A 21,856-nucleotide genomic window follows, 5' to 3' on the forward strand; every position below is an offset into this window, starting at 1 on the left:
GATTTCACATGAATTCGCACCGGGTGCGGCAAAATCACCCAGATGTGATCGGGAGTACGGTAACCGGCGGCGCAATCAAGCGGTCGTTGCCTCGACCGGCCAGTCACGCGTCAGACTCTGCCAATCCATCAATGGCGCCATGCGGGCGACAAGGTCGAAGGCCATCGCCCGCGTCTCGCCGACATCCCGGGGCTCTACCGCAAGGGCCCCGACAGCGTCGGGCACCACGGTGATCGCCTTGTCGCGATTGGCATCGTCAAAAACGGTCGCGAGGATCGAGAAGGGCGCAGAGAAACCGACAAGCAGGGCGGTCGACCCGGCGCTGCGCGCCAGCACCTGGTGAAAATACGGGTCCGAGAAGGCGGACAGGCCGCGACGCTGGAAGACCGCTTCCTGGGCCGTCGGGCGAAGTCCGTCGATCGGCGCGCGGCCAGCGGCCGACCCCTCGCCCTGGAACTGGCAATGGCAGACCCGCCAGCCCGATTGACGCGCATGACGCAACAGCTCGCGAATGCGATCGAGGACAACGCGGTTCTCCGGATCGATCTTGCCATTGGGACCGGTGACCTGGTCGCGCTGGCAGTCCAGCAGGACCAGGCAGGGATCAGAGAAGCTCATGCGGCCTCCTCAGGCTTGCGGGCATCTTCGTCCTCTTGCATGCGCGCAAGCGAAAGGTCAAACGGGCCGGGCCGATCCCAGTCGCCATCCGGGCGGATCACCATCATCGGGTCGGCATCCATCGTGATCGCATTGGCCGGCGGCACGAGATCGCGCTCGATCTCGACATATTTATAGTCCGAGAAGCCGAATTCCGGACGATCGGCGCGAATCCGGAAGCCATGCGTCCGCCAGTATTTCACCCGGTTGAGCTGGGCATGCCCCAGCATTTTCCTGTAGCCGCGCCGCGCCGCATAGCGTTGCGCCTCCTGCATCAAAACCCGCATCACCCCGAAGCGGCGGTACTGGCGAAGGACAGCGGCACGCTCGACCTTGGCGAAACCAGCAAAGAAGCGCAGCCGCAGCACGCCGACCGGCTCGCGGCCCCGCCAGGCGATGAGGTGAGAGGCGCCAACAAAGTCATTGCCGTCATATTCCTCGGCAAACGGTGCGAACTGTTCGCCCAGATAAATTACGCCGCGCAGTGTCATCGCCATCACGACATGGTCGAGTGAACGGGCGATGGTCACTTCAAGACTATCGGGTATCGCGTTTTTCACGAGCGGGACTCCCATTCACCGAGGACTGTGCGCTTGAGCAGCATGTCGCCAAGCTTCTGCGGAAAGCCGGTGCTGCCATAGAGCGGGTTTTCGCCGTCCGGATAGGAACAGATTTCGAAATTCAATTTCCGCATCAGGGCTTTGCCCTCGGTTGTGCGAGCTCGAGCATAGACCCGGACATCGGAGTAGAAGCCGCGCCAGCCGACGAGCAGGGCGCGCAGGGCGGCGGCCTGGGCATGCGGCGTTCGGCCAGCCAGACCCCAGGACAGCAGGGCGGCGGCCCGCTCCCCGGTGCCACAGACCCACTCGCGACGTGCATTTGCAAAGCCGAATTCGCCCCGAAGCAAGGCGGAAACGCCGGAATCGCTCAGCGGGATTGAAGCAACGAAACCGTCAGGTCGGCCATTCCATCGGCGCATATGGAGCGATCTGCGGGTCCATTCCTGCACACGGCCAATATCCGTGGCGCTTGCGATCTCGCCATCAATCAGCTCATTGGCCAAGGCGTGAAACTCGTCGATTTCGGTCAGCTTTACAGGCTTGAAGTCCAAGGAACCAAAGGCTTGGTCGAGACGTTCGAGCGGAAACTCGAACCCTGTTTCTGTCGAGCCGAACCGCAGCTCACTGCCCACCATTACGCACACTCCGCCCTGTAGTTAATTCTTCGTTAACACCGGCGAGCTAGCTGTTCTTCTGCAAAGTTGGAATATAGGGTAGTCAGAACTTGGATAACGACCTTCGGCGGAACGTGTTCGACTGGGATGATCTGCAGATCTTCCATGCGGTCGCCACCACCGGCTCGATGAGTGCGGCGGCAACTGTGCTCGGCTGCCAGCAATCGACCGTGTCGAAACGCATGCGGCAGCTGGAAAGTCGCCTGTCCGCACAGCTGATCGAGCGACGCGCCGATGGCGTCGTCCTGACCCGGGCCGGCTCTGCAGCGCTTGACTATGCCGTCACCATGCAGCGCTCGGCCCAGCGTCTGGAGACCGAGCTCGCCGGCATGGACCGCAGCCTCGCCGGACAGGTGTCCCTGCGCGTACCGGACGGGCTCGCGACCTATTGGCTCGCTCGCCACATCCCTGAATTTCAACGGGTAAATCCGGAGGTCGTGCTCAAACTCATCAATGACCGCTCGGCCGCAGCGAGCGATACGGCCGCCGCGCTGAGCCTGACTTTCACACCGGACAAGTCGATGGATACCGAGGCCCGCGCCCTGGGCAGCGTTCACTACATGCCGATGGCTTCGCGCGAATTCATCGCCACCTATGGCGCGCCGCGCTCGCTGGAGGACGTTCTGACACTGCGCTTTCTGCGCCTCGAACAATATGATCCATCACTCCACCTATGGCAGCGAAAGGCCACGGCGACTGATGAGGTTGTAAGATATTCATTCACCGCGGATATCAGTTCGGTGTTATTTGAAACCATACGTCATGGCGGTGGTATTGCCATGGCCCCGACCTACTTGGCGTCCTTGTACCCGGACGAACTGGTTGTTCTTGACTATGACTTCCATCAAGACGTCCGGTTCTGGCTCAAGAACTCGCCTGGCAGCCTTGGAATAACCAGAATAAAGTGCGTTGCTGACTGGATTGCCGAACTGTTCAACCGTAGACTCCATCCTTGGTTCCGCGAAGAGTTCTGCCATCCGAGCGAGTTTTGCGACGTGGAAGTCATCAAACCACAGACGTGAGGACGCAATGAGTGCACGAGGCCCAACCAGTATTGATCAGCATGTAGGGGCCAGATTGCGCCTGCGGCGCAGCCTGCTCGAAATGAGTCAGTCTGAACTGGGCGAGAAGCTCGGTGTTACCTTCCAGCAAGTCCAGAAGTATGAGCGTGGCACCAACCGGATCGGCGCCAGCCGCCTGTTCCATGTTGCCAAAGTCATGGAAGTGCCGGTCGCCTATTTCTTCGAAGGGCTCGAAGAAGACGGCTCATCTGAACTCAAGGGCGGCGATTCCGACACGCTCTATGATTTCATCGCCAGCCCCGACGGCCTGGCCCTGGCGTCAGCCTTCTCCGGCATCAAGGACCAGACGGTCCGTCGCCGTGTGATCGACCTGCTGCGTTCGCTCGCTGTCTGAAGATCCAGCGCCCGGCCGACCGTGCCGGGCGCTGTCCTCAGGTGAGGGCAGCGCGATTTCTGATGCCGCGATGAACGCAATCGCCGGAAAATGGCCTTGACCGCGCCCCGTGATCGCCCCCGTGACGCGCGATTATGTCTCCTCAACGCAGAGGAGGCCGACATGACGATCCGCCCGCAAAAACCGACCCGCCCGATGATCCAGGCGCCCGCAGCCCTGCGGATCGGGCTGCCCCATCTCCTGTTCAGCCGACGCAAGCCACTGCCCGCCATCGATGTGCGGCACGAGACCTATGTCCGCCTGCGCGAGCTCAAACTGTCCTAGAGCGCCGGATGATGTCCGCTCGGCTCGTCACGGACCGGGCAGACAGGACTACTGGACAAGGAAGAGAATGGAGCGGGCGATGAGATTCGAACTCACGACATTCACCTTGGCAAGGTGACGCTCTACCCCTGAGCTACGCCCGCTCACGATTTGCGGGGCATGGCCCCGCCGGGGAGCGGGGTATATCGCGCAAAGCTTGGAAGATTGCAAGCGTCTGTTTCCGTCCTCTTGCACATGGGCTGCAGCCGCGCTTCAACAGGGGCATGACAGCCAACCGGACAGATCTCCTCGCGCGCCTCGATGCTCTGGGCATTGCGCACAAGACCTATGAGCACGCGCCAATCTTCACCGTGGCCGAAGGCGACGGCATGAAGGACGATATGCCCGGCGGCCACAGCAAGAATCTTTTCCTCAAGGACAAGAAGGGCCAGCTCGTCCTGATATCGGCCCTGGCCGAAACCACCATACGGATCAACCGCCTGCACGGCGCGATCGGCTGTGGGCGCCTGTCCTTCGGCAATCCCGACCTGCTGTTCGAGACCCTGGGCGTACGGCCGGGATCGGTGACCGCCTTCGCCTTGATGAATGACCCGGACGGAAAGGTCCGTTTCATCCTCGACGCCGCGCTGCTGCAGCACGAGATCGTCAACTTCCACCCGCTGAGCAATGACGCGACGACTGCCTTGCGCGCCGATGACCTTGTCCGCTTCGCGCGCGACACCGGCCACGAGCCGCTCATTCTCGATCTCGCCGCGCTTGCTGCAGCAGAGGATGCGGCGCAGTGACCGCTTGCATCGCGCTCCGCCAGGGGCCACTTAGACTCTCCCAAACACGATATCTGGCAATGACAAGGAATCCGGCATGACCCTGATCAGCGGCGCCAACGGACAGGACACCCAGGCGAACGATCTGGTTCGCGACAGCTCCGACCAGACCTTCATGCAGGACGTGATCGAACCGTCGCGCGAAGTCCCCGTCCTGGTGGATTTCTGGGCACCCTGGTGCGGCCCGTGCCGCCAGCTCGGCCCGATGATCGAAAAGACGGTGCTCGCGGCAGGCGGGGCCGTCCGCCTGGTCAAGATCAATATCGACGAGAATCCCGGCGTCGCGCAGCAATTGCGCGTGCAATCCATTCCGGCCGTCTTCGCCTTCAGGAATGGTCAGCCGGTTGACGGTTTCACCGGGGCGCTGCCGGAAAGCCAGATCAAGGATTTCATCGCCCGCATTTCCGGCAAGGGTCCCGGCGAAGCTGAAGTTCGCGCGCTCATCGAGCGCGGGCTCGCCGCTATCGAGTCGGGCGATCTCAACGGGGCCTCGCAGGACTTTGCCACGGTGATCCAGGCCGACCCCGGCCATCCCGGCGCGATGGCCGGCCTGTGCCGGATCTGGCTGAAGGCAGGCGATGTTGAGAAAGCGAAACAGATTCTCGCACAGATCCCCCAGGATCGGGCGGATGATCCGGCCGTCGATGGTGCCCGTGCCGCCCTGGAACTGGCGACGGGTGTCCCGGCAGACGACGCGGCAACCGCCGCTCTGCGCCAGGCCGTTGCCGCCGATGCCAGCAATCTTGAAGCCCGCTTTGAGCTTGCCGAAGCGCTGGTCGCTGCCGGAGACCACAAGGGAGCGGTCGATCAGCTGATCGCCATTACGGCGCTTGATCGTGAATGGAATGATCAGGCTGCCCGAACCCTGTTGCTGAAAGTCTTTGACGCGGCCGGACCCGCGTCTGACATCACGCGCGACGGACGCCGTCGGCTGTCCGCCATCCTGTTTTCCTGAGGCGCAACACCATGAGCGATACCGAAATCCGTGACGTCGACCCGAAGCTGCTGGAAATCCTGGTCTGCCCGGTGACGCGCGAAACCCTGCACTATGACCGCGACGCCCACGAACTGATCTCCAAGGGTGCCGGCCTGGCCTATCCGGTCCGCGATGGCATCCCGATCATGCTGCCGGAAGAAGCCCGGCAAATCGAGGATTGACCATGTCCCGCCCCTGGCCCGAAAAACTCGACTTCTCCAGTCGCGACAAGGCCTTGCACGCCCGTTTTGACGATGGCTGCGCCTTCACCATCCCCTATGAGACGCTGCGGGTCGAAAGCCCCAGCGCCGAGGTCCAGGGCCATGGTCCGGGCCAGAAAAAACTGATCACCGGCAAGCAGAATGTCGACATCACGAAGGCCGAACCGGTCGGCCGCTATGCCGTCCGCCTCACCTTTGATGACGGGCATGACAGCGGCATCTTCACCTGGGACTATCTCTACGCGCTTGGCGAAGCAGCCCGCTGAGCCTCTGGCGACTGGCATGCAGCGCGCGGTTCCAGGGCCCATGCGCCGAGGCCATGGCGGCCGGCAGACAGGACAAGATGACCGCACATGGCTAGGCTGGCTTCAAATCACATCGGAGCTCGTCATCATGCCTGTTTTCAAAGTTCGCAGCCTGCCGCTTGCCGCACTCGGCCTCGCCTTCACAACGCCCGCCCTCGCCGGTCCGGATGATTTCGGTCCCGGCCCCCTGATCCCGGAATACGGCCAGATCGCCCGTGTCGACACGACGACAGCCTTGCCCGACGGGCTCACCTTGCAGATTGCATTTGACACCGCAACACGGTCGGAGACGGACAGCCTCAACCGCACCCTCACCAGCGCGGCCCGCCTGCTCAACATGCACGTCGCCAATGGCGTCGCAGCCGGTGACATCCGCATCGCCGTCGTCATCCATGGCGGCGCCGTGCACGACGTCACCGCGGCGTCCGCCGGCCCCAACGCCGAGCTGGTAGCGGCCCTGCAGACGCAGGGTGTCCGTGTGATCGTCTGCGGCCAGAGCGCGGCCTATCTGGATGTCGACCGCGAGGACTTGCTGGCCGGTGTCGAAATGGCCCTGTCGGCCATGACCGCCCATGCCCTGCTGCAACAGGGTGGCTACACGCTCAATCCGTTCTGAGCCTGCCTGCTTCAGGCGGCGTCGAGACGACGGCCTTTCAGGAGGCGTGGCGGATCGCCGGTTTCGCCGCCCGCCTGACGCATGAAGAAGCGGCGGGCCGGGCCGATCCTGTTGACCAGCGACAGGCCGAGACCGCGGAGCTGGCGGATCGGTTCGATATCGTTTGAAAACAGGCGGTTGAACATGTCCGTCCCCGCTGCCAGCGAGGCACTGTCAAATTTCCGCCAGTCCTCATAGCGCCGCAGGGTGATCAAGGCGCCGATATCGAGACCAACACGTTTGGCTTCACCGGTCACTTCCGCGAGGGCCGCCGCATCGCGGATACCCAGATTGAATCCCTGACCCGCGAGCGGGTGGATGCCGCGGGCGGCATCGCCGACAAAGGCAATCCGCTCATCGCAGAAACGCTCGGCATAACGCAGCCCCAGCGGGTAGGCGAAGCGCGGCCCCTCGGCGCGGACATCCCCGAGGAAATCACCGAACCGGTTCTCGAGTTCTTCCTGGAAGACCGCTTCCGGCGCCGCCTTGAGGGCATCGGCGATCGCATCCGGTTCGGTCCAGACGAGGGAGGCCCGATTGTCAGGAAGTGGCAGGATGGCAAAGGGCCCGGACAGCAGAAAATACTCATAGGCGACGCCATGATGCGGCTCGGCATGGCGCACTGTCGCCACCAGACCCTTCTGGCCGTACTGCCAGCCGGCGGTACGGATGGCGGCCCGCCGGCGAAGCCGGGAGAATTTGCCGTCGCAGGCGACCAGCAGCTGGCCGGACAGGATGCGGCCATCTTCGAGGAACAGGTCCACCCCGTCGCCGCGTGTCTCATATCGATCGGCGCGGGCTGGCGCGATAACCGTTATGCCGCGCCGCGTCCGGATGGCCTGGATGAGGGCATGCCGGGAATGCCGGTTCTCGGCCATCCAGCCCAAGGGCTCGCCATCCTCGCCCTCGGAGATCTCGCGGCGATCGAAATGCAGCGTGTGCGGACCGGGACCGCCCGGCTTGTCGCCGCCATAGGGGCGACCATCACAGACCAGGATATGCTCGATGCGCTGGGTGAAGGGCTTGAGGTGCTCGGCCACACCCAGCGCCTCGAACATGCGCCACGAAGTGTAGGCCAGCGCCGAAGCCCGGCCATCAAAGGTCGGGGCCAGCTGGTCGTCAATTTCCAGCGCGTCCACGAGCGCAACACTGAGACCGGCCTGGTCCATCGCGAGGGCGAGCGTCATTCCGGCCAGACCGCCGCCGGCGATCACAACATCGCCATCAAAATATGCTGTCTTGTTCATGGCTGCAGAATAGGCGCTTTGATGCGGGTGAAAAGCGGCCAGAGCGTCGCAGTGCCGTTAACCTTTGTTTACCGACCGGGAAGACTTGCAGCGTTAGGAAGTGAGTATGAGCCGCAAACCCTCGACCCGCAAAGCCAAGGCGCCCGCATCCGCGCCCAGACCGACACCGCGCTGGCGGCTGCGTCTGGCTGACCTTGTCTTCGGCAGCATGATGCTGGTTGCCGGCGCCTTTCTTATGCTCGCCCTGCTGTCACACAATGTGCTCGACCCGAGCTGGAACGTGGCATCCGACGGCGAAATCGGGAACTGGATGGGTCGCCCGGGCGCCTCGGTCAGCGATGCCTTCCTGCAGGCACTCGGCTGGGCCGCTGGCGGACCGGCCATCGCGCTGGTGATCTGGGGCGGCATCCTGGTCTGGCGCACGCCGGACATGCGCGGCGGATCGGTTGCCGTCTTCCGGTGGATTTTCGCCGCGCTTGGAACCACCGGCTTTGCCGCAGCCGTGGCATCCCTCCCCGTCCCGCAGGCCTGGCCGCTGGCGCCTGGCCTTGGCGGCGTGATCGGCGACGCTGCGCTTGGCGCGTTGGCCGCACTGCCGGCGCGCCTCGACCTGCCGGCGCCAGCCGCGATTGCGGCCGGGTTTGCCCTGCTTCTGTCGATCGCCGGAATCTTTTTCACCTTCGGCCTGCGTGCCCGGGACCTCAGCGCAGCGGTCGATGCCGGCGGTCTGGCCTGGGCGACGCTGCGGGTCTGGATCGACCAGATTCGGGGTCAGCTCGGTGGCTGGGGTGAGGGCCGCCGCGAAGACCCCGATGAGGACGCCGCCGAAGACGCGGGCATTGCCCGCAATGAGCCGGTACTGAAACGGGCCATGCGCGCTGCCGACAGCGATCCCGTTCAGGCAGCCGACCGCGACAGCGAGCTTGATGGTCCAGGTTACAATCCATCGGTGAAAGTTGCTCCATCGCGCAAGTCCAGGGCCTCCGACCGCGATGTCCGCGAAGCCCAGGGCGCACTCCCCTTCGCCCGCAGCGAAGGCTTCAAGCTGCCGCGCCTCGACCTGCTGGCCAAGCCGGCGGTTCGCAATGACGCGATTGACGAGCTGGCGCTGCGTCAGAATGCCGAATTACTACAGGGTGTCCTGTCGGATTTCGGGGTCAAGGGCGAGATCGTCCAGGTTCGACCCGGCCCGGTGGTCACGCTTTATGAATTCGAACCGGCGCCCGGCGTGAAATCCTCACGCGTGATAAATCTGGCCGACGATATCGCCCGCTCGATGAGCACGATGGCCGCCCGGGTTGCTGTCGTGCCGGGGCGCAATGCGATCGGCATCGAACTGCCCAATCCCAAACGCGAGACGGTCTTCCTTCGCGCCCTTTTCAACTCCAAGGCCTTCGAGGATGCCAAGGCCGAACTTCCCTTTGCCCTCGGTGAGACCATTGGCGGCGAGCCCTTCGTGGCCGACCTCGCCCGCATGCCGCACCTCCTGATCGCCGGCACTACCGGCTCGGGCAAGTCGGTCGGCATCAATGCCATGATCCTGTCCCTGCTCTACCGGCTGCCGCCGGAGGATTGCCGGATGATCATGATCGACCCGAAAATGCTGGAACTCTCGGTCTATGACGGCATTCCCCACCTGCTGAGCCCGGTGGTCACCGATCCCAAGAAAGCCGTAGTCGCCCTGAAATGGGCGGTCCGGGAGATGGAAAGCCGCTATCTGCGCATGTCCAAGGTCGGCGTCCGCAATGTCGCCGGTTTCAATGAACGCGTGGCGGAAGCCCTGGCATCCGGCGACGAACTCTCGCGCACGGTCCAGACCGGCTATGACAAGGAGACAGGCGAACCGGTCTTCGAGACGGAAACGATTACCGCCGAAAAAATGCCCTATATCGTCGTCGTCATCGACGAGATGGCCGACCTGATGATGGTCGCCGGCAAGGAAATCGAAGGCGCCGTCCAGCGCTTGGCGCAGATGGCTCGGGCTGCGGGCATTCACCTTGTCACGGCAACCCAGCGCCCGTCAGTCGATGTCATTACCGGTACGATCAAGGCCAATTTCCCGACCCGGATCTCCTATTCAGTCACCTCGAAGATCGACAGCCGCACCATTCTGGGCGAGCAGGGAGCGGAACAGCTTCTGGGCATGGGCGATCTGCTTTACATGGCCTCCGGCGGACGGGTGCGCCGTCTGCACGGCCCCTTTGTGTCGGACAAGGAAGTCGAGGACGTCGCTGCCTTCCTCAAGCGCCAGGGCGCACCGGAATATCTCGAAGCGGTAACGGCGGGCGGTGAGGACGATGAGGGCGGGCTGCCGGGCATGGAAGATGGCGAGGGCAGCGGCGATGCCCTGTTCGACCAGGCCGTGGCCCTGGTTGCCCGCGATCGCAAGGCTTCAACCTCCTATATCCAGCGCCGGCTGCAGATCGGCTATAACCGCGCCGCGACCCTGATCGAGCGGCTCGAGGAAGAAGGCATGATCGGCCCTGCTGATCATGCCGGCCGGCGCGAGATCTATCTGCCCGAGCCCGGCGAGGGCTGACCGGGCACCGGCTTCCGGCTCACCTGATCGTGACTGGCCGTGCTGTCTCCTGCCTGCAAGTTTCTCGCGGCCCGGGGGGCTTGAATTCGGGGAGATCCATGAGAGAGATTGTATTGGCCGCCGGGCTTGTATTGGCAGGGTCCACTGCCCAGGCGCAGGACGTACCGCAGGCGACCGCCCTCTGGCGCAGCGAGAATTTTGCCCGCCCGGAAGCGGTCCACGTCCCGCCGGGCAGTGACTGGGCCTATATCGGCAACCAGTCCGGAGACGGTGAGGAAACAGACCCGCCGGGACAGGGCTATGTCTCCCGCCTCAATCTGGTGACCGGTGAATGGCAGGCCCGCTGGGCAGCCGGATTTGATGATCCGCTGGGCATCGTCTCACAGGGTGATCGTCTCTACATGATCGATGCGGGCCGGCATGTGGTCATGCTCGACCTGGAAAGCGGCATCGAACTCGGTCGCTGGACGATCAGCCAGGACAATGTCTTTCTCAATGACATCGCGATCGAGCCGGATGGCCGCCTCTGGGTGACCGATACGCGCGGCGGTGCGCTGTTTGATCTTGTCGGAGGTCGCTGGCGGCAATTGTTCGAAGGCGAGCCCTTCACCGGCGCCAATGGTGTCGAATATGCCGATGGCTGGATCTATGTTGTCTGCTCCGGCGGCGAGGGCAATCTGATCCGGATTCATCCCGACACGCTTGAAACAACACTACTGCTCGAGGACGAGGGTTCGCTCGACGGCGTCGTGACTGACGGTCGGGGCGGACTGGTGCTGAGCGATTTGCGCGGCCGATTGCTGCACTGGTCGGAAGCAGGCGGCGTGACCGTGCTGGACGGATTTGAGGGCGAGGACATCATGCTCAACTCGATCGGCGGCACACCGGACGGACGGTTCATTTTCGCGCCGCACTGGCGCAGTTCGCAATTGTCGGCCTATGAGATCAGCTACCCGCCATCACCGGGCGGCTGATAAGCCGGCTGCAAGCTGATACAATGATGAACATGAGGGTCTTGCTCATGCCGCAATCCCGGGCCAGCTTGGTGGCATGATCACTCTGCTTGCCACCCTCGCCCTGTTTCAGGCGACCGACCCTGCACCTGCCAGCGAACCGCCTGTCACAGAGCCTGTGGCCACGGCCGAAGCTGCCGCAGCGGTTGAACTCGACCGCGAGCGGGTCCTGTCAGGCATCAATGACTATCTCAACTCGGTCGACACACTGCGTTCGCGCTTCATCCAGATCGCGCCGGACGGATCCATGGCGGAGGGCAATCTGGCGCTCGCCCGGCCGGGCCGACTGCGCCTCGATTATGATGATCCCAATCCGCTGCGCATTATCGCAGACGGAACCACAGTTGCCGTCGAGGACCAGGCGCTTGAGACGGTGGACCGGATTCCGCTGCGATCAACCCCGCTCTGGTGGCTTCTCAAGCCGGAAATCGACATCGCCGAAGATGCTGCCATCGTCTCGATGGAGCGGGAATTCGGCTTTCTCTACCTCACCCTGCGCGACCCGTCCGAAGAGATGGAGGGCGAGATCATGTTCGTTTTCGCCGAGCCAAGCTATGAATTGCGCGAGTGGTATGTCACGGATGCACTTGGGGAAATTACCCGAGTCACGCTCTCCGGTGTTCAATCCGGCGAAGCACTTAGCCCGCGTCTGTTTGTGATCCCAGAGCCGGAGAGCCGGCGCGATTCCCGGCGCGGCCGCTAAAAGGTTGCGGCTTTTTGGACACACGCAATTTCTTTCTCATTTTTTATTTGTAAAAGACTGGACGCTGTGGCGTTATTGTAACGCTGACTGAGAGGCAATGGATCGGCGTCGTCCCCCCGCTTGCGGATCCTTATCTCAGTCGCGCCGGATTGATCCCCTCCCGGCGCTGCGCTCTTACAGACAAGCGCATGGCTTTGCGCCCGGTCTCCTCCCCCTCGAGACCGGGCGCAATTCGTTTTGCCCCCTGGCCACCGCGACCCGTTCCCCGCTTCTCGCATCTACACCCCTGTTGCGCGGCGGGATTGAAGGTTAAATACGGTCCATGCAGTTCCACGATGACCCCGACGACGCGGACATTCCGCGCCTGCTCGAAGAAATCCCGCTTCTCTACAAGGCCAAGGCCTTCGCGGAGAGTCTCAATTCAAATTCCTGGTTTGCCCGTCTCGGTGAACCGCTGGATGAGCGCGAGCTATTCCTCGCCCGCGCCTATCTTGACGGGCTGGGCTTTCCCGACGCCGAACCAGCGGCTCTGTCAGACTGGGACGAAGCCGCCGGTGCCGCTGAAACCCTCGACCGCGACCCGGTCAGTTGGGAAGCCGAGGAAATGTTGCGTACCGGCCTGGTTTCCCGGGTCCTGGAACGCCTCGATGAAGAGGCGGTGCACGCCGCCCTGTCCATGGTCGCGCAGAAGACCGGTGACAGCGCTCGCGACATTGTCGAGGACGCCGCCTCGATGGATGATGTCGAAGACATGACCCTTGTAAATGCCGCGGCTGGCGCCCTTGCCCAAGCCGCCAATGGCGCCGCCCTGGTCATCCTTGCGGAGGCCGAGGCCGATGACCCGCCCCACCCTTTCCTCGCGCGCTGGCGGCTATTTGCCCGCGGGCGCTGGCCTGTCGGCCTCGCCGGCTCGACCTACAACATTCTGTGATCCCAACTCAGATCCCAATTTGAAAGACCGTCATGCCGCTTACAATTGCCAGCTGGAACATCAACTCCGTGCGCCTGCGCGCTGTGCCGCTCGTCTCGGACTGGGTGCGTGAAGCCGATCCGGATGTGCTTTGCCTGCAGGAAATCAAGTGCCTGGAGGAGCAATTCCCGGAAGACGCCTTCCGCGAGATGGGGTTCCGGCATTTCCACATTCGCGGTCAGAAGGGCATGCATGGCGTGGCTGTCGCGTCAAAATACCCGCTTGAGGATCTCGGCGACGCCGGACTCTGCCCGCGCGGCGAAGCGCGCCACCAGCGAGTGGGTGTGGAAGGCCTCGAGCTCCACAATTTCTATATTCCCGCCGGCGGCGACGAGCCGGATCCGGCGGTCAATCCGCGCTTTGCCCACAAGCTGGAATTCCTCGACCGGATCGAGGCCTATTTCGCCGGCCGCGCGGCGGAAAATGCGCCGATAATCCTGGTCGGTGATTTCAACATCGCCCCCTATGAGCACGATGTGTGGTCACACAAACAACTGCTGAAAGTGGTCTCGCACACACCGGTCGAGGTGGACGCGCTCGAACGCATTCGCCTGGCCGGCCAGTTTTCGGATGTGGCCCGCGAGCTCATCCCCATGGATGAGAAAATCTACACCTGGTGGAGCTATCGGGCGAAGGACTGGCGGGCGGCGAATCGCGGTCGTCGCCTGGACCATATCTGGGCCTCACCTGCCGCCCGCACGCGCGCCCTGGCCGGCGGCCGCGACGCCTTCCGCGTCTGGGAAGACGAGCGCAGCCGTGACAAGCCGTCAGATCACGCGCCGGTAGTGCTGACGCTTGGTGATTAGAGGCGTTCGCCCTGGCCCGAACTGCCGCTAGTCAGTTCTGCAGCCGGTAGCCACCGCTTTCGGTGACCAGCAGGCGAGCATGGGCAGGATCGGGCTCAATCTTCTGGCGCAGCCGGTAGATATGGGTCTCCAGCGTGTGCGTGGTCACGGCCGGATTATAGCCCCAGACCTCGTGCAGCAGCTCGTCGCGCGGAACCGGCTTGCCACCGGCGCGATAGAGATATTTCAGAATATTGGTCTCTTTCTCGGTGAGCCGGATCTTTTTCTCGTCCGCGGTCAAAAGCAGCTTCATCGCCGGGCGGAATTCGTAGGGTCCGACCTGGAAGACCGCATCCTCACTTTGCTCGTGACTGCGCAGATGCGCCCGCACACGCGCCAGCAGGACCGAGAACTTGAAGGGCTTTGTGACATAGTCATTGGCGCCGGACTCAAGACCAAGGATCTGGTCGGCATCGGTATCCTGACCTGTCAGCATGACAATCGGGGCGGTGATACCGTTCTTGCGCATCAGGCGACAGGTTTCACGCCCGTCCATGTCCGGCAGGTCGACATCAAGCAGAATGAGGTCAGCCCGTTCATTGCGGGCGATCGTCATTCCGCCGCCGGCGGTTTCGGCGGACAGGGTCCGGAATTCCTCGTGCAAGGCGAATTGCTCGGCCAGGGCTTCCCGGAGATCTTCGTCATCATCGACGATGAGGATGGTTTTTTGCGCGTTCATGCGTTGATCATGCCCATTTCGTTTCACAAGGCAATTCCTGCCGGGTGGCAGTTTTTGCCCGGCAGTTTTTGCTGGTTGGTGGAAAATTGTCCTGCGGCGACTTGGCTGACATCTGGTCCCGAAATTGCTTGGTTAATCGCAGGTCCGCATTTGCGGACAATCCTCCGTGGTGGGGGAGGCGAAGTGGACGCCTGCGCACTCGCTTGTGCTGGATGTCCCTCGCCGACCACCGCGTTTTCAGATACGTTTTTCGAATGGAATGGCAAGTCAGCCGGAATGGCAGCCTCGTGCTGGAAAGCTGCACAGTACGCGCAGCGCTCGGTCGTTCGGGAGTCACGAAGGCGTCAAACAAGCGTGAGGGCGACGGGGCGACGCCACTCGGACAGTATCCGCTGCGCCGTGTACTCTATCGCGCAGACAGGGTAGCGCAGCCCCAAACCAGCCTGCCATGCCGGGCGCTGCGCCGGGATGACGGCTGGTGTGATGCCCCGGATGATCCTGCCTACAACCGACCGGTCCGCCTGCCCTACCCGGCCTCACATGAGGTCCTGTGGCGCGAGGACGGGCTGTACGACATCATTCTTGTGATCGGTCACAATGACGACCCGCCCGAGCCCGGTGCAGGCTCGGCGATTTTCCTGCACTGCAAACGCGATGATTATGCGCCAACCGAAGGGTGTGTGGCCCTCGACGCGGGCGATGTCCGCAGCCTGCTCGCCACGGCCCGCCCCGGCGATCTGCTCCGGATCGACTAGTCGATCCGCGGTCCGAAAAAGCCCGTCCCGACCCGGATCGAGGTCGCCCCCAGACCAATAGCGACCGGGTAGTCGGCACTCATGCCCATCGACAACTCGGCAACGCCGCTATCGGCAGCCAGTTTGGCAAGCAGGGCAAAATGCAATCCGGCCGGCTGTTCAGCTGGCGGGATGCACATCAGCCCGTCAATCGCAAAGCCATACTGGTTTCGCATGCGCGCCACGAAATCCGGCACGTCGGCGGCGGCGATGCCCGCCTTTTGCGGCTCATCGCCGGTATTGACCTGGACCAGCAGGCGCGGCGTCCGGTTTTGCCGGTCCATTTCCTTGCGCAGGCTGGCGGCAAGCTTCTCGCGATCAAGGGTTTCGATAACATCGAACAAGGCGACAGCCTCGGCCGCCTTATTGGTCTGCAACGGACCGATGAGGCGAAGCTCAAGATCCGGATAGGCTTCACGACGCGCCTGCCAGTGCGCCTGGGCTTCCTGGACGCGGTTTTCTCCGAATACCCGCTGTCCGGCCGCAAGGGCAGCCTCGAGCCGCTCTTCGGGCTGGCGTTTCGAGACCGCGACCAGTTTGATGGCCTCAGCTGGTCGCCCGCATTCACGTGCGAGCGTGCGTATTTCGGCGAGCAGGGCGCTACGGCGGTCGGCGATATCAAGGGAAACAGTCATGACGTCGCCCTACGATGCAGTGACCAGATTGGCAAGCATGGCTGCGCGCGTCCGGGGCCGGGCGTGGACATCTCTGCCGCCTCTGCTGGCGCTGACCGATCCCGATCGGCAACCGGATCCGGTCGCGCTCGCCGAGTTGTTACCGCCGGGCAGCGGGCTTGTCTTTCGGCATTTCGGCGCCCCGGATCGGGCCGACCAAGCGATGCAGGCACGCGAAACCACGAGTCGGCGCGGAGTATGCTTCCTGGTTTCAGCTGATCCTGAACTGGCCCGGCGGTGCGGCGCCGACGGCATTCACTGGCCTGAGCATGACCTGCCCTCGGCAGCGCGGGCGCGAGCCCGGGGCGATACCCGCCTGTTCACGGCATCCGCGCATTCGCCGCGAGCCTTGCGTTGCGCCGCGTCGGCCGGCATTGATGCGGCGCTGGTTTCGACCGTATTCCCCAGCGCCAGTCCGAGTTCGGGGCGGGCCATGGGTCCGTTTGCCGTTGCGGCTTGGGCAAGGCAAAGCCAGGTGCCGGTCTATGCCCTTGGCGGCATTAATCCGCACACAATCAGCCGCTTGAATGGATTGGGGATTTCAGGGGTTGCTGTCGTCGGCGCGATCAGAAGCGCAGGGCCGACTCGAACTTGATTTCCGGCTGCCGCTCTTCATCGTCGGCATTGCGGACAAAGAAGCTGTCATCCGGCGAAGCAAAGCGAACCTGACCGCCAAGCCGGATACGATCACCAAAGGTCACGAAGGCACCCGCGCTGAGATCACTGCTGAGGCGGGTATCGCTGCGGTCCTGGAAGCCCAGCGTGACGCCCCAGCGCTCGCCCAGCTCAAGATCATAGGTCGTGCCTTCTTCCAGCTCGGGCGTTGGCGCTTCCGCCATCGAGAGCGTGAAAGCCTCATACCAAGGCGCAACGACTTCGGTATCCGGAGCCGGCTCCTGGGCCATGGCGGCAGGCGCACAGAGAAAAATCGCCGCGGCAGCACCTGCCACAGTCGACTTTCGACCAATGATTTCAAACGGCTTCACCCGCCAGATCATTGCTTTTCTCCCTCACGCCCTTCTGTTCTAGCGCAGCGCAGCTGGCCACCCCAAACAGAATCTGCGGAAATCATGAAAGAAGTCCGAGTCCTGTGGCGGATTTATCAATACCGCCAACCAAGCTCCAGGAAAGCGGTCATCGTATCGATTTCGCCTTGTCGGCGCCCGCCTGGCCGAAGCTGCGGCGCGGTTTGCCGCGCCGATTGCACGCCGAACGCCACAAGACCGTGATCGCCGACCAAACGGGAAGTCCCGGCCTGCCAGACCGACCCGTCGCTGTGGACCAGATCATCGCTGTAGGCGGCATATTCCAGAGTGGTCAGCCAGTTGCCCTGCTCCCAGCCAACCGAGCCCGACAGCGCTTCATGGTCACCGGACGCGGCGACCCCGTTATTGCTGCGTCGCCAGCGCGCACCGGCTCGCCAGGCTCGCCAACGCCAGGACAGGCCGGCATCCAGCCCGGAAACCGGCTCGAATCCCTGGACACCGTCATGCCCCCCCGCCTGGCTGGCAGCGGCGCTGATCGCCCATTCATGCTCACCGCGACGGACCTCCCAGTTCAGTGCCAGTTCGGTAATTGCGGTTTGAACCGCCCCGACCTGACCGCCGGGCAGGGTCCGGCGTGGACAGTAGTCAATGCCACACTGGCCGGCCCCGGGCGTGTATGAACCGGCCACGCGGAAAGTGCCGACAGTGCTTGCCTGGCCAAGCGCGATCGATCTGAACACCAGTTTGGGATCATGACCCGAGAAAGGCGTTTCTGTCCGGATGGCCTGGCGAGCAGCCGCGAGAAGATGGCCGCCATCAGCGCGGATCAGACGGGCCGTAGCCGGTCCGCCTACCGGATCCAGCCGCGCGGCGCCCGGGCCATAGCCCAGTCGAACCTCTCCCCAGCCGGTGTCGGCAAAGACATAGGCGTCCGACAGCATCGAGCGGTGCCGGTCACCGGCTTCGCTGCCGGCACTGTACAGTCCACTATCTGTCGCGACCGGTACAAGCGGCGCCGTGTCCGCACCCACCCTGGCACAATCGGCGGCCCCGGCCGGGCAATCGCCAACGCGGCCGCCCTGTGGCGCATTTAGCAAATCGCGCTCCGCATGAGCCGTCAGCACAAGACCCCAGCGCCGACCGCTGTCGGTGAAGCTTTCGAAATCGAGGCCGACCTCAATATCCGAAAGCCATTCCGGATCGCTGTCCGGCGTGTCGCCCGCCAACAGAACAAGGCCGAGATCCACGCGCCAGGCAAGGCTGTGCACTTCGTCTGTGTCAAAGGAATTATTTGGAAAATCAACGGCCTGGGGGAATGCCGGCGGGCCCGCAAGTGCTCCGGACAAAGCGGCGATGAGTATCGCGCTGATTGTCCGTTTCATCGCTCGCGGTCCCGCCGATCGGCCCCGTCCCCCCGGACGTCGCGCCTTAAAGGAGGCGAGGCCGGTCGTCTGGTCAAGCGCCGGGAAAGCGTCGATAGCGTGTTCACGTAAACATGTTGCAGGTTTGCCACGCTTGTGCGGGTGCCTTTCATCGCTGGCGCGTACGATTTCGCGTGTTATACAAACCGTTCAAAACCTGAGGCGCATTCGCGTCCTGCAGTTTCTCGTGCGTTTTCGCCGTTTGTTTCGAAGGAGTCACGGCACATGTCGGACCGTCGGATTCTTGGATTGATCCTTTCTGCCGCAATTCTTGCCCTTCCGGCCTGCGCCTCGCGCAATGCCGACGCGGCAGACTCGTCTTCAGAGTCGTCCGGGCTGCGCCTGCCCTCCATTCCCAACCCGCTGGCCGGCAATCGCGTGGTCGAGCCGGAAGGCATCGGGGTCAATGGTTTCCTTTGGCGCGCAAGCCTCGACACGATCAGCTTCATGCCGCTGGCCGAACTCGACCCATTTGGCGGCGTGATCGTCACCGACTGGTATGCCAATCCGCAGATGGCGACCGAGCGTTTCAAGCTCACGGTCTATATTCTCGATACCCGACTGCGCGCCGACGCCCTGGCGGTCAGCGTTTTCCGTCAGGTTCGCAGCGAGAGCGGCGAGTGGATCGACGCGGAAACAGGCGCCGAGACGGCCTATGACATCGAGAACGCCATCCTCACCCGTGCACGCCAACTGCGTATCTCGCAGCTGGAAAACTAGTCCGACTGCACAGGCTGACTGATTACCGGGGGCGCGGCGCGGCCGCGGGCCAGACATGACACGATACAATCCTCGCGAAGCCGAACCCAAGTGGCAGTCGGCCTGGGAAGCCTGTGACGCGTTCAGGGCCATCGGCCCGAGCGCCGGCAATGACAAGCCGAAATACTATGTGCTCGAGATGTTTCCCTACCCGTCGGGCCGGATCCATGTCGGCCACTCCCGCAATTACACGATGGGTGACGTGGTGGCGCGCTACAAGCGCGCACGCGGTTTCGATGTCCTTCACCCGATGGGCTGGGACGCGTTCGGCCTGCCGGCCGAGAATGCGGCACGCGATCGCGGTGTCCATCCCGGCGCCTGGACTTACGACAATATCGACGCCATGCGCGGCCAGCTTCAGCGGCTGGGCCTGGCGCTCGACTGGAGCCGCGAGATCGCGACCTGCGATCCGGCCTATTACCGGCACCAGCAGGCGATCTTCCTGAAACTCATGGACCGCGACCTGGTCTATCGCAAGACCGCCAAGGTCAATTGGGATCCGGTCGACCAGACCGTACTGGCCAATGAACAGGTCATTGACGGTCGCGGCTGGCGTTCCGGTGCCCTGGTGGTGCAGCGCGAACTGGACCAATGGTTCTTCAAGATAACCGATTATGCCGATGAGCTCACCGATGCGCTTGATGGCCTCGATCGCTGGCCGGACAAGGTCCGCACCATGCAGTCCAACTGGATCGGTCGATCGCGCGGGGCGGAAGTCAGCTTCCCGCTGACCGATACGGAGCTGGCCGCCCGGTTTGGCGCCAATATCGATGTCTTCACCACCCGGCCCGACACCCTGTTCGGCGCCAGCTTCCTTGCGCTTGCGCCCGACCATCCGATCGTCCGGGCGCTGGCCGCGGATGACTCGGAAATCGACCGGTTCATGCATGAGTGTGCCCGTATGGGCACCACCGCTGAAGAGATCGAGAAAGCCCCGAAGCGCGGCGTCGACCTCGGCATTACTGTTCGACACCCATTTGATGAGACTTGGGAATTGCCGGTCTGGTCGGCGAATTTCGTGCTCTCCGGCTATGGGACGGGTGCCATTTTCGGTTCCCCCGCCGGCGATCATCGCGACCTGGAGTTCGCCCGCAAATATGACCTGCCGGTCAATCCGGTGGTCCTGCCGCCCAATGCCGATGCGGCCAGCCACGCGATCAGCGATGAGGCCTATACCGGACCCGGGACGATCTACAACTCCCGCTTTCTGGACGGGCTTTCGACGACTGATGCGATCGAGCGCGCGATTGCCGAGCTGGAGGCCCGTCGCCTCGGCAAGGGCGCGACGAGCTATCGCCTGCGCGACTGGCTGGTCTCCCGCCAGCGTTATTGGGGCTGTCCGATCCCGGTCATCCATTGCGATGATTGCGGCGTTGTCGGCGTGCCGCAGGACCAGCTGCCCGTCAAACTGCCGGACGACGTCACCTTTGATCATCCCAGCAACCCGCTCGAACGTCATCCGACCTGGAAGAACACCGACTGTCCCTCGTGCGGCAAGCCGGCCCGGCGCGAGACCGATACGCTCGACACCTTTGTATGTTCGTCCTGGTACTTCCTGCGCTTCACCTCGCCCTGGTCGGAAGACACGCCTTTCCTGGCCAGTGAGGCCGAACACTGGATGCCGGTCGACCAGTATGTGGGCGGGATCGAGCACGCGATCCTGCACCTGCTCTACGCGCGGTTCTTCACACGGGCTCTCAATGATGCAGGCCTGATGAATATGAGCTCGGGCGAGCCTTTTGCAGGCCTTTTTACGCAAGGCATGGTGACGCACGAAACCTACAAGTCGGCCGATGGCAAATGGCTCTCTCCTGAAGAAGTTGAGCGCAGCGGCGACGGCATGGTGGAGATCGCGACCGGCAAGCCGGTTACCGTCGGCTCGATCGAGAAAATGTCAAAGTCGAAGAAGAATGTGGTCGACCTGGACGCTTTCATCGAAAGCTATGGTGCCGACGCAGTTCGCTGGTTCGTCCTTTCGGACTCGCCGCCCGAGCGCGATGTTGAATACACCGATAGCGGCGTTGAAGGCGTCTGGCGCTTCATCCAGCGCCTGTGGAGCACGGTGATCTCGCTTCCGGAAGGCGCGCCGGGTCCGCTGAGTGTGGCCGCAAACGCCGATGGGGCTGCCCTGGACATCCGTCGCGCCGCTCACAAGACCTTGCATGCTGTCACAGATGCCATTGAAGGCTTCCGCTTTAACTCGGCCGTCGCCCAGGTCCATGATCTCGTCAATGTGCTGCGCAAGTTCGAACCGACCGACAGCCATGGCGTGGCGGCCAAGGCCGAGTCGCTTGGCATTCTGGTCAGGATCATCGCGCCCTTCGTGCCGCACCTTGCGGAAGAATGCTGGGCAACACTTGGCGGAGACGGTCTTGTGATCGACGCCGCCTGGCCGGAAGTCGACGCCGCGCTGCTGGTCGAGGATACTGTCGTCATGCCGGTGCAGGTCAATGGCAAGCGCAGAGCCGAGATCTCGGCGCCAAAGGGCGCCAGCCAGGACGCGGTCCGGGACATGGCCATCGCCGACGAAACCGTGCAGCGGGCCCTGGAAGGGCTTACCGTCCGCAAGGTTATCGTGGTACCTGATCGTATCGTGAATATCGTCGCAGGATAA

General features: G+C 63.2%; 25 protein-coding genes and 1 tRNA gene. 17 read left to right on the plus strand and 9 right to left on the minus strand.

The genetic code is table 11. From position 1 onward, the window contains the following. Positions 1 to 75: 75 nt before the first annotated feature. The 3 genes from QZZ02_RS08615 to QZZ02_RS08625 are packed head-to-tail and all read right to left on the minus strand — an operon-like array spanning position 76 to position 1,852. Complete coding sequence (locus QZZ02_RS08615) at positions 76 to 618, minus strand: cysteine hydrolase (protein ID WP_291843692.1); 543 nt, start codon at positions 616 to 618, stop codon at positions 76 to 78. After that, the gene (locus tag QZZ02_RS08620) at positions 615 to 1,217 is read right to left on the minus strand and encodes a GNAT family N-acetyltransferase (RefSeq protein WP_291843693.1); all 603 of its coding nucleotides are present in this window, start codon (positions 1,215 to 1,217) and stop codon (positions 615 to 617) included. Before QZZ02_RS08620 ends, QZZ02_RS08615 begins: the two co-directional genes overlap by 4 nt. Next, entirely contained in the window at positions 1,214 to 1,852 is a 639-nt protein-coding gene (locus QZZ02_RS08625) for a hypothetical protein (protein WP_291843694.1), read from the minus strand. The genes QZZ02_RS08620 and QZZ02_RS08625 overlap by 4 nt, the downstream gene beginning before the upstream one ends. An 89-nt stretch (positions 1,853 to 1,941) precedes the next feature. Between QZZ02_RS08625 and QZZ02_RS08630 the strand changes: the two genes are divergently transcribed. The 3 genes from QZZ02_RS08630 (at position 1,942) to QZZ02_RS08640 (ending at position 3,631) form a co-directional block, all read left to right on the plus strand. Beyond that, positions 1,942 to 2,913 (plus strand): LysR family transcriptional regulator, encoded by a 972-nt coding sequence (locus QZZ02_RS08630; protein ID WP_291843695.1) that lies wholly within the window; start codon positions 1,942 to 1,944, stop codon positions 2,911 to 2,913. A gap of 7 nt (positions 2,914 to 2,920) precedes the next feature. Next, positions 2,921 to 3,307: a helix-turn-helix transcriptional regulator gene (locus tag QZZ02_RS08635; protein ID WP_291843696.1), complete on the plus strand. Its 387-nt coding sequence runs from the start codon at positions 2,921 to 2,923 to the stop codon at positions 3,305 to 3,307. Between the two features lie 162 nt (positions 3,308 to 3,469). Further along, positions 3,470 to 3,631: a hypothetical protein gene (locus QZZ02_RS08640; protein WP_291843698.1), complete on the plus strand. Its 162-nt coding sequence runs from the start codon at positions 3,470 to 3,472 to the stop codon at positions 3,629 to 3,631. A gap of 68 nt (positions 3,632 to 3,699) precedes the next feature. On the opposite strand, the gene QZZ02_RS08645 is transcribed toward QZZ02_RS08640, so the two are convergent. Next, a tRNA-Gly gene (locus tag QZZ02_RS08645) sits at positions 3,700 to 3,774 on the minus strand. A gap of 120 nt (positions 3,775 to 3,894) precedes the next feature. Between QZZ02_RS08645 and QZZ02_RS08650 the strand changes: the two genes are divergently transcribed. From QZZ02_RS08650 to QZZ02_RS08670, 5 genes are all read left to right on the plus strand, one after another. Then, complete coding sequence (locus QZZ02_RS08650) at positions 3,895 to 4,416, plus strand: prolyl-tRNA synthetase associated domain-containing protein (protein WP_291843699.1); 522 nt, start codon at positions 3,895 to 3,897, stop codon at positions 4,414 to 4,416. A 76-nt stretch (positions 4,417 to 4,492) separates the two neighbouring features. After that, positions 4,493 to 5,410, plus strand: coding sequence for a thioredoxin (gene trxA / locus QZZ02_RS08655; RefSeq protein WP_291843700.1), 918 nt, complete (start codon positions 4,493 to 4,495; stop codon positions 5,408 to 5,410). Between the two features lie 11 nt (positions 5,411 to 5,421). Continuing rightward, complete coding sequence (locus QZZ02_RS08660; protein ID WP_291843702.1) at positions 5,422 to 5,613, plus strand: Trm112 family protein; 192 nt, start codon at positions 5,422 to 5,424, stop codon at positions 5,611 to 5,613. A 2-nt stretch (positions 5,614 to 5,615) separates the two neighbouring features. Continuing rightward, a complete protein-coding gene (locus QZZ02_RS08665) occupies positions 5,616 to 5,918 on the plus strand; it encodes a DUF971 domain-containing protein (protein ID WP_291843703.1) in 303 nt (100 codons plus the stop codon). Positions 5,919 to 6,045: 127 nt separating this feature from the next. Beyond that, positions 6,046 to 6,573 carry a DsrE family protein gene (locus tag QZZ02_RS08670; protein ID WP_291843705.1) on the plus strand — a complete coding sequence of 176 codons (528 nt, stop codon included), beginning with the start codon at positions 6,046 to 6,048 and terminating at the stop codon, positions 6,571 to 6,573. A gap of 11 nt (positions 6,574 to 6,584) precedes the next feature. Here QZZ02_RS08670 and QZZ02_RS08675 read toward each other — a convergent pair whose 3' ends face one another. Further along, complete coding sequence (locus QZZ02_RS08675) at positions 6,585 to 7,859, minus strand: UbiH/UbiF/VisC/COQ6 family ubiquinone biosynthesis hydroxylase (RefSeq protein ID WP_291843707.1); 1,275 nt, start codon at positions 7,857 to 7,859, stop codon at positions 6,585 to 6,587. A gap of 106 nt (positions 7,860 to 7,965) precedes the next feature. Here QZZ02_RS08675 and QZZ02_RS08680 point away from each other — a divergent pair, with 106 nt between their 5' ends. The 5 genes from QZZ02_RS08680 to QZZ02_RS08700 all read left to right on the plus strand — a co-directional run bounded on the left by QZZ02_RS08680 (position 7,966) and on the right by QZZ02_RS08700 (position 13,890). Next, the gene (locus tag QZZ02_RS08680) at positions 7,966 to 10,398 is read left to right on the plus strand and encodes a DNA translocase FtsK (protein WP_291843708.1); all 2,433 of its coding nucleotides are present in this window, start codon (positions 7,966 to 7,968) and stop codon (positions 10,396 to 10,398) included. A 98-nt stretch (positions 10,399 to 10,496) separates the two neighbouring features. Then, positions 10,497 to 11,372, plus strand: coding sequence for a hypothetical protein (locus QZZ02_RS08685; protein WP_291843710.1), 876 nt, complete (start codon positions 10,497 to 10,499; stop codon positions 11,370 to 11,372). A gap of 76 nt (positions 11,373 to 11,448) precedes the next feature. Continuing rightward, on the plus strand, positions 11,449 to 12,114 hold the full coding sequence (locus QZZ02_RS08690; protein WP_291843711.1) for an outer membrane lipoprotein carrier protein LolA: 666 nt from the start codon (positions 11,449 to 11,451) through the stop codon (positions 12,112 to 12,114). 322 nt (positions 12,115 to 12,436) lie between these two features. After that, positions 12,437 to 13,045, plus strand: coding sequence for a hypothetical protein (locus QZZ02_RS08695; protein ID WP_291843712.1), 609 nt, complete (start codon positions 12,437 to 12,439; stop codon positions 13,043 to 13,045). Positions 13,046 to 13,077: 32 nt separating this feature from the next. After that, complete coding sequence (locus QZZ02_RS08700; protein WP_291843713.1) at positions 13,078 to 13,890, plus strand: exodeoxyribonuclease III; 813 nt, start codon at positions 13,078 to 13,080, stop codon at positions 13,888 to 13,890. 31 nt (positions 13,891 to 13,921) lie between these two features. Here the strand turns inward: QZZ02_RS08700 and QZZ02_RS08705 are convergent, their stop codons facing one another. Continuing rightward, on the minus strand, positions 13,922 to 14,608 hold the full coding sequence (locus QZZ02_RS08705) for a response regulator transcription factor (RefSeq protein WP_291843714.1): 687 nt from the start codon (positions 14,606 to 14,608) through the stop codon (positions 13,922 to 13,924). A 254-nt stretch (positions 14,609 to 14,862) separates the two neighbouring features. Between QZZ02_RS08705 and QZZ02_RS08710 the strand changes: the two genes are divergently transcribed. Beyond that, the gene (locus QZZ02_RS08710; protein WP_291843715.1) at positions 14,863 to 15,363 is read left to right on the plus strand and encodes a L,D-transpeptidase family protein; all 501 of its coding nucleotides are present in this window, start codon (positions 14,863 to 14,865) and stop codon (positions 15,361 to 15,363) included. Here QZZ02_RS08710 and QZZ02_RS08715 read toward each other — a convergent pair. Further along, a complete protein-coding gene (locus QZZ02_RS08715; protein WP_291843716.1) occupies positions 15,360 to 16,037 on the minus strand; it encodes a YggS family pyridoxal phosphate-dependent enzyme in 678 nt (225 codons plus the stop codon). The two genes, QZZ02_RS08710 and QZZ02_RS08715, sit on opposite strands and share 4 nt — an antisense overlap. On the opposite strand from QZZ02_RS08715, the gene QZZ02_RS08720 reads away from it, so the two are divergent. Further along, positions 16,036 to 16,671, plus strand: a complete 636-nt coding sequence (locus QZZ02_RS08720) for a thiamine phosphate synthase (RefSeq protein WP_291843717.1) — start codon at positions 16,036 to 16,038, stop codon at positions 16,669 to 16,671. The two genes, QZZ02_RS08715 and QZZ02_RS08720, sit on opposite strands and share 2 nt — an antisense overlap. Here QZZ02_RS08720 and QZZ02_RS08725 read toward each other — a convergent pair. Together QZZ02_RS08725 and QZZ02_RS08730 are read right to left on the minus strand one after the other, a co-directional pair. Next, complete coding sequence (locus tag QZZ02_RS08725; protein ID WP_291843718.1) at positions 16,643 to 17,074, minus strand: NtrZ family periplasmic regulatory protein; 432 nt, start codon at positions 17,072 to 17,074, stop codon at positions 16,643 to 16,645. The genes QZZ02_RS08720 and QZZ02_RS08725 overlap by 29 nt on opposite strands. 104 nt (positions 17,075 to 17,178) lie before the next feature. Further along, the gene (locus tag QZZ02_RS08730) at positions 17,179 to 18,444 is read right to left on the minus strand and encodes a hypothetical protein (protein WP_291843720.1); all 1,266 of its coding nucleotides are present in this window, start codon (positions 18,442 to 18,444) and stop codon (positions 17,179 to 17,181) included. Positions 18,445 to 18,708: 264 nt separating this feature from the next. Here QZZ02_RS08730 and QZZ02_RS08735 point away from each other — a divergent pair, with 264 nt between their 5' ends. After that, entirely contained in the window at positions 18,709 to 19,203 is a 495-nt protein-coding gene (locus QZZ02_RS08735) for a DUF3576 domain-containing protein (RefSeq protein WP_291843721.1), read from the plus strand. Positions 19,204 to 19,258: 55 nt separating this feature from the next. Beyond that, positions 19,259 to 21,856 carry a leucine--tRNA ligase gene (gene leuS / locus QZZ02_RS08740; RefSeq protein ID WP_291843722.1) on the plus strand — a complete coding sequence of 866 codons (2,598 nt, stop codon included), beginning with the start codon at positions 19,259 to 19,261 and terminating at the stop codon, positions 21,854 to 21,856.

The sequence above is a fragment of the Maricaulis sp. genome (genome assembly GCF_015665295.1).
GTDB lineage: Bacteria > Pseudomonadota > Alphaproteobacteria > Caulobacterales > Maricaulaceae > Maricaulis.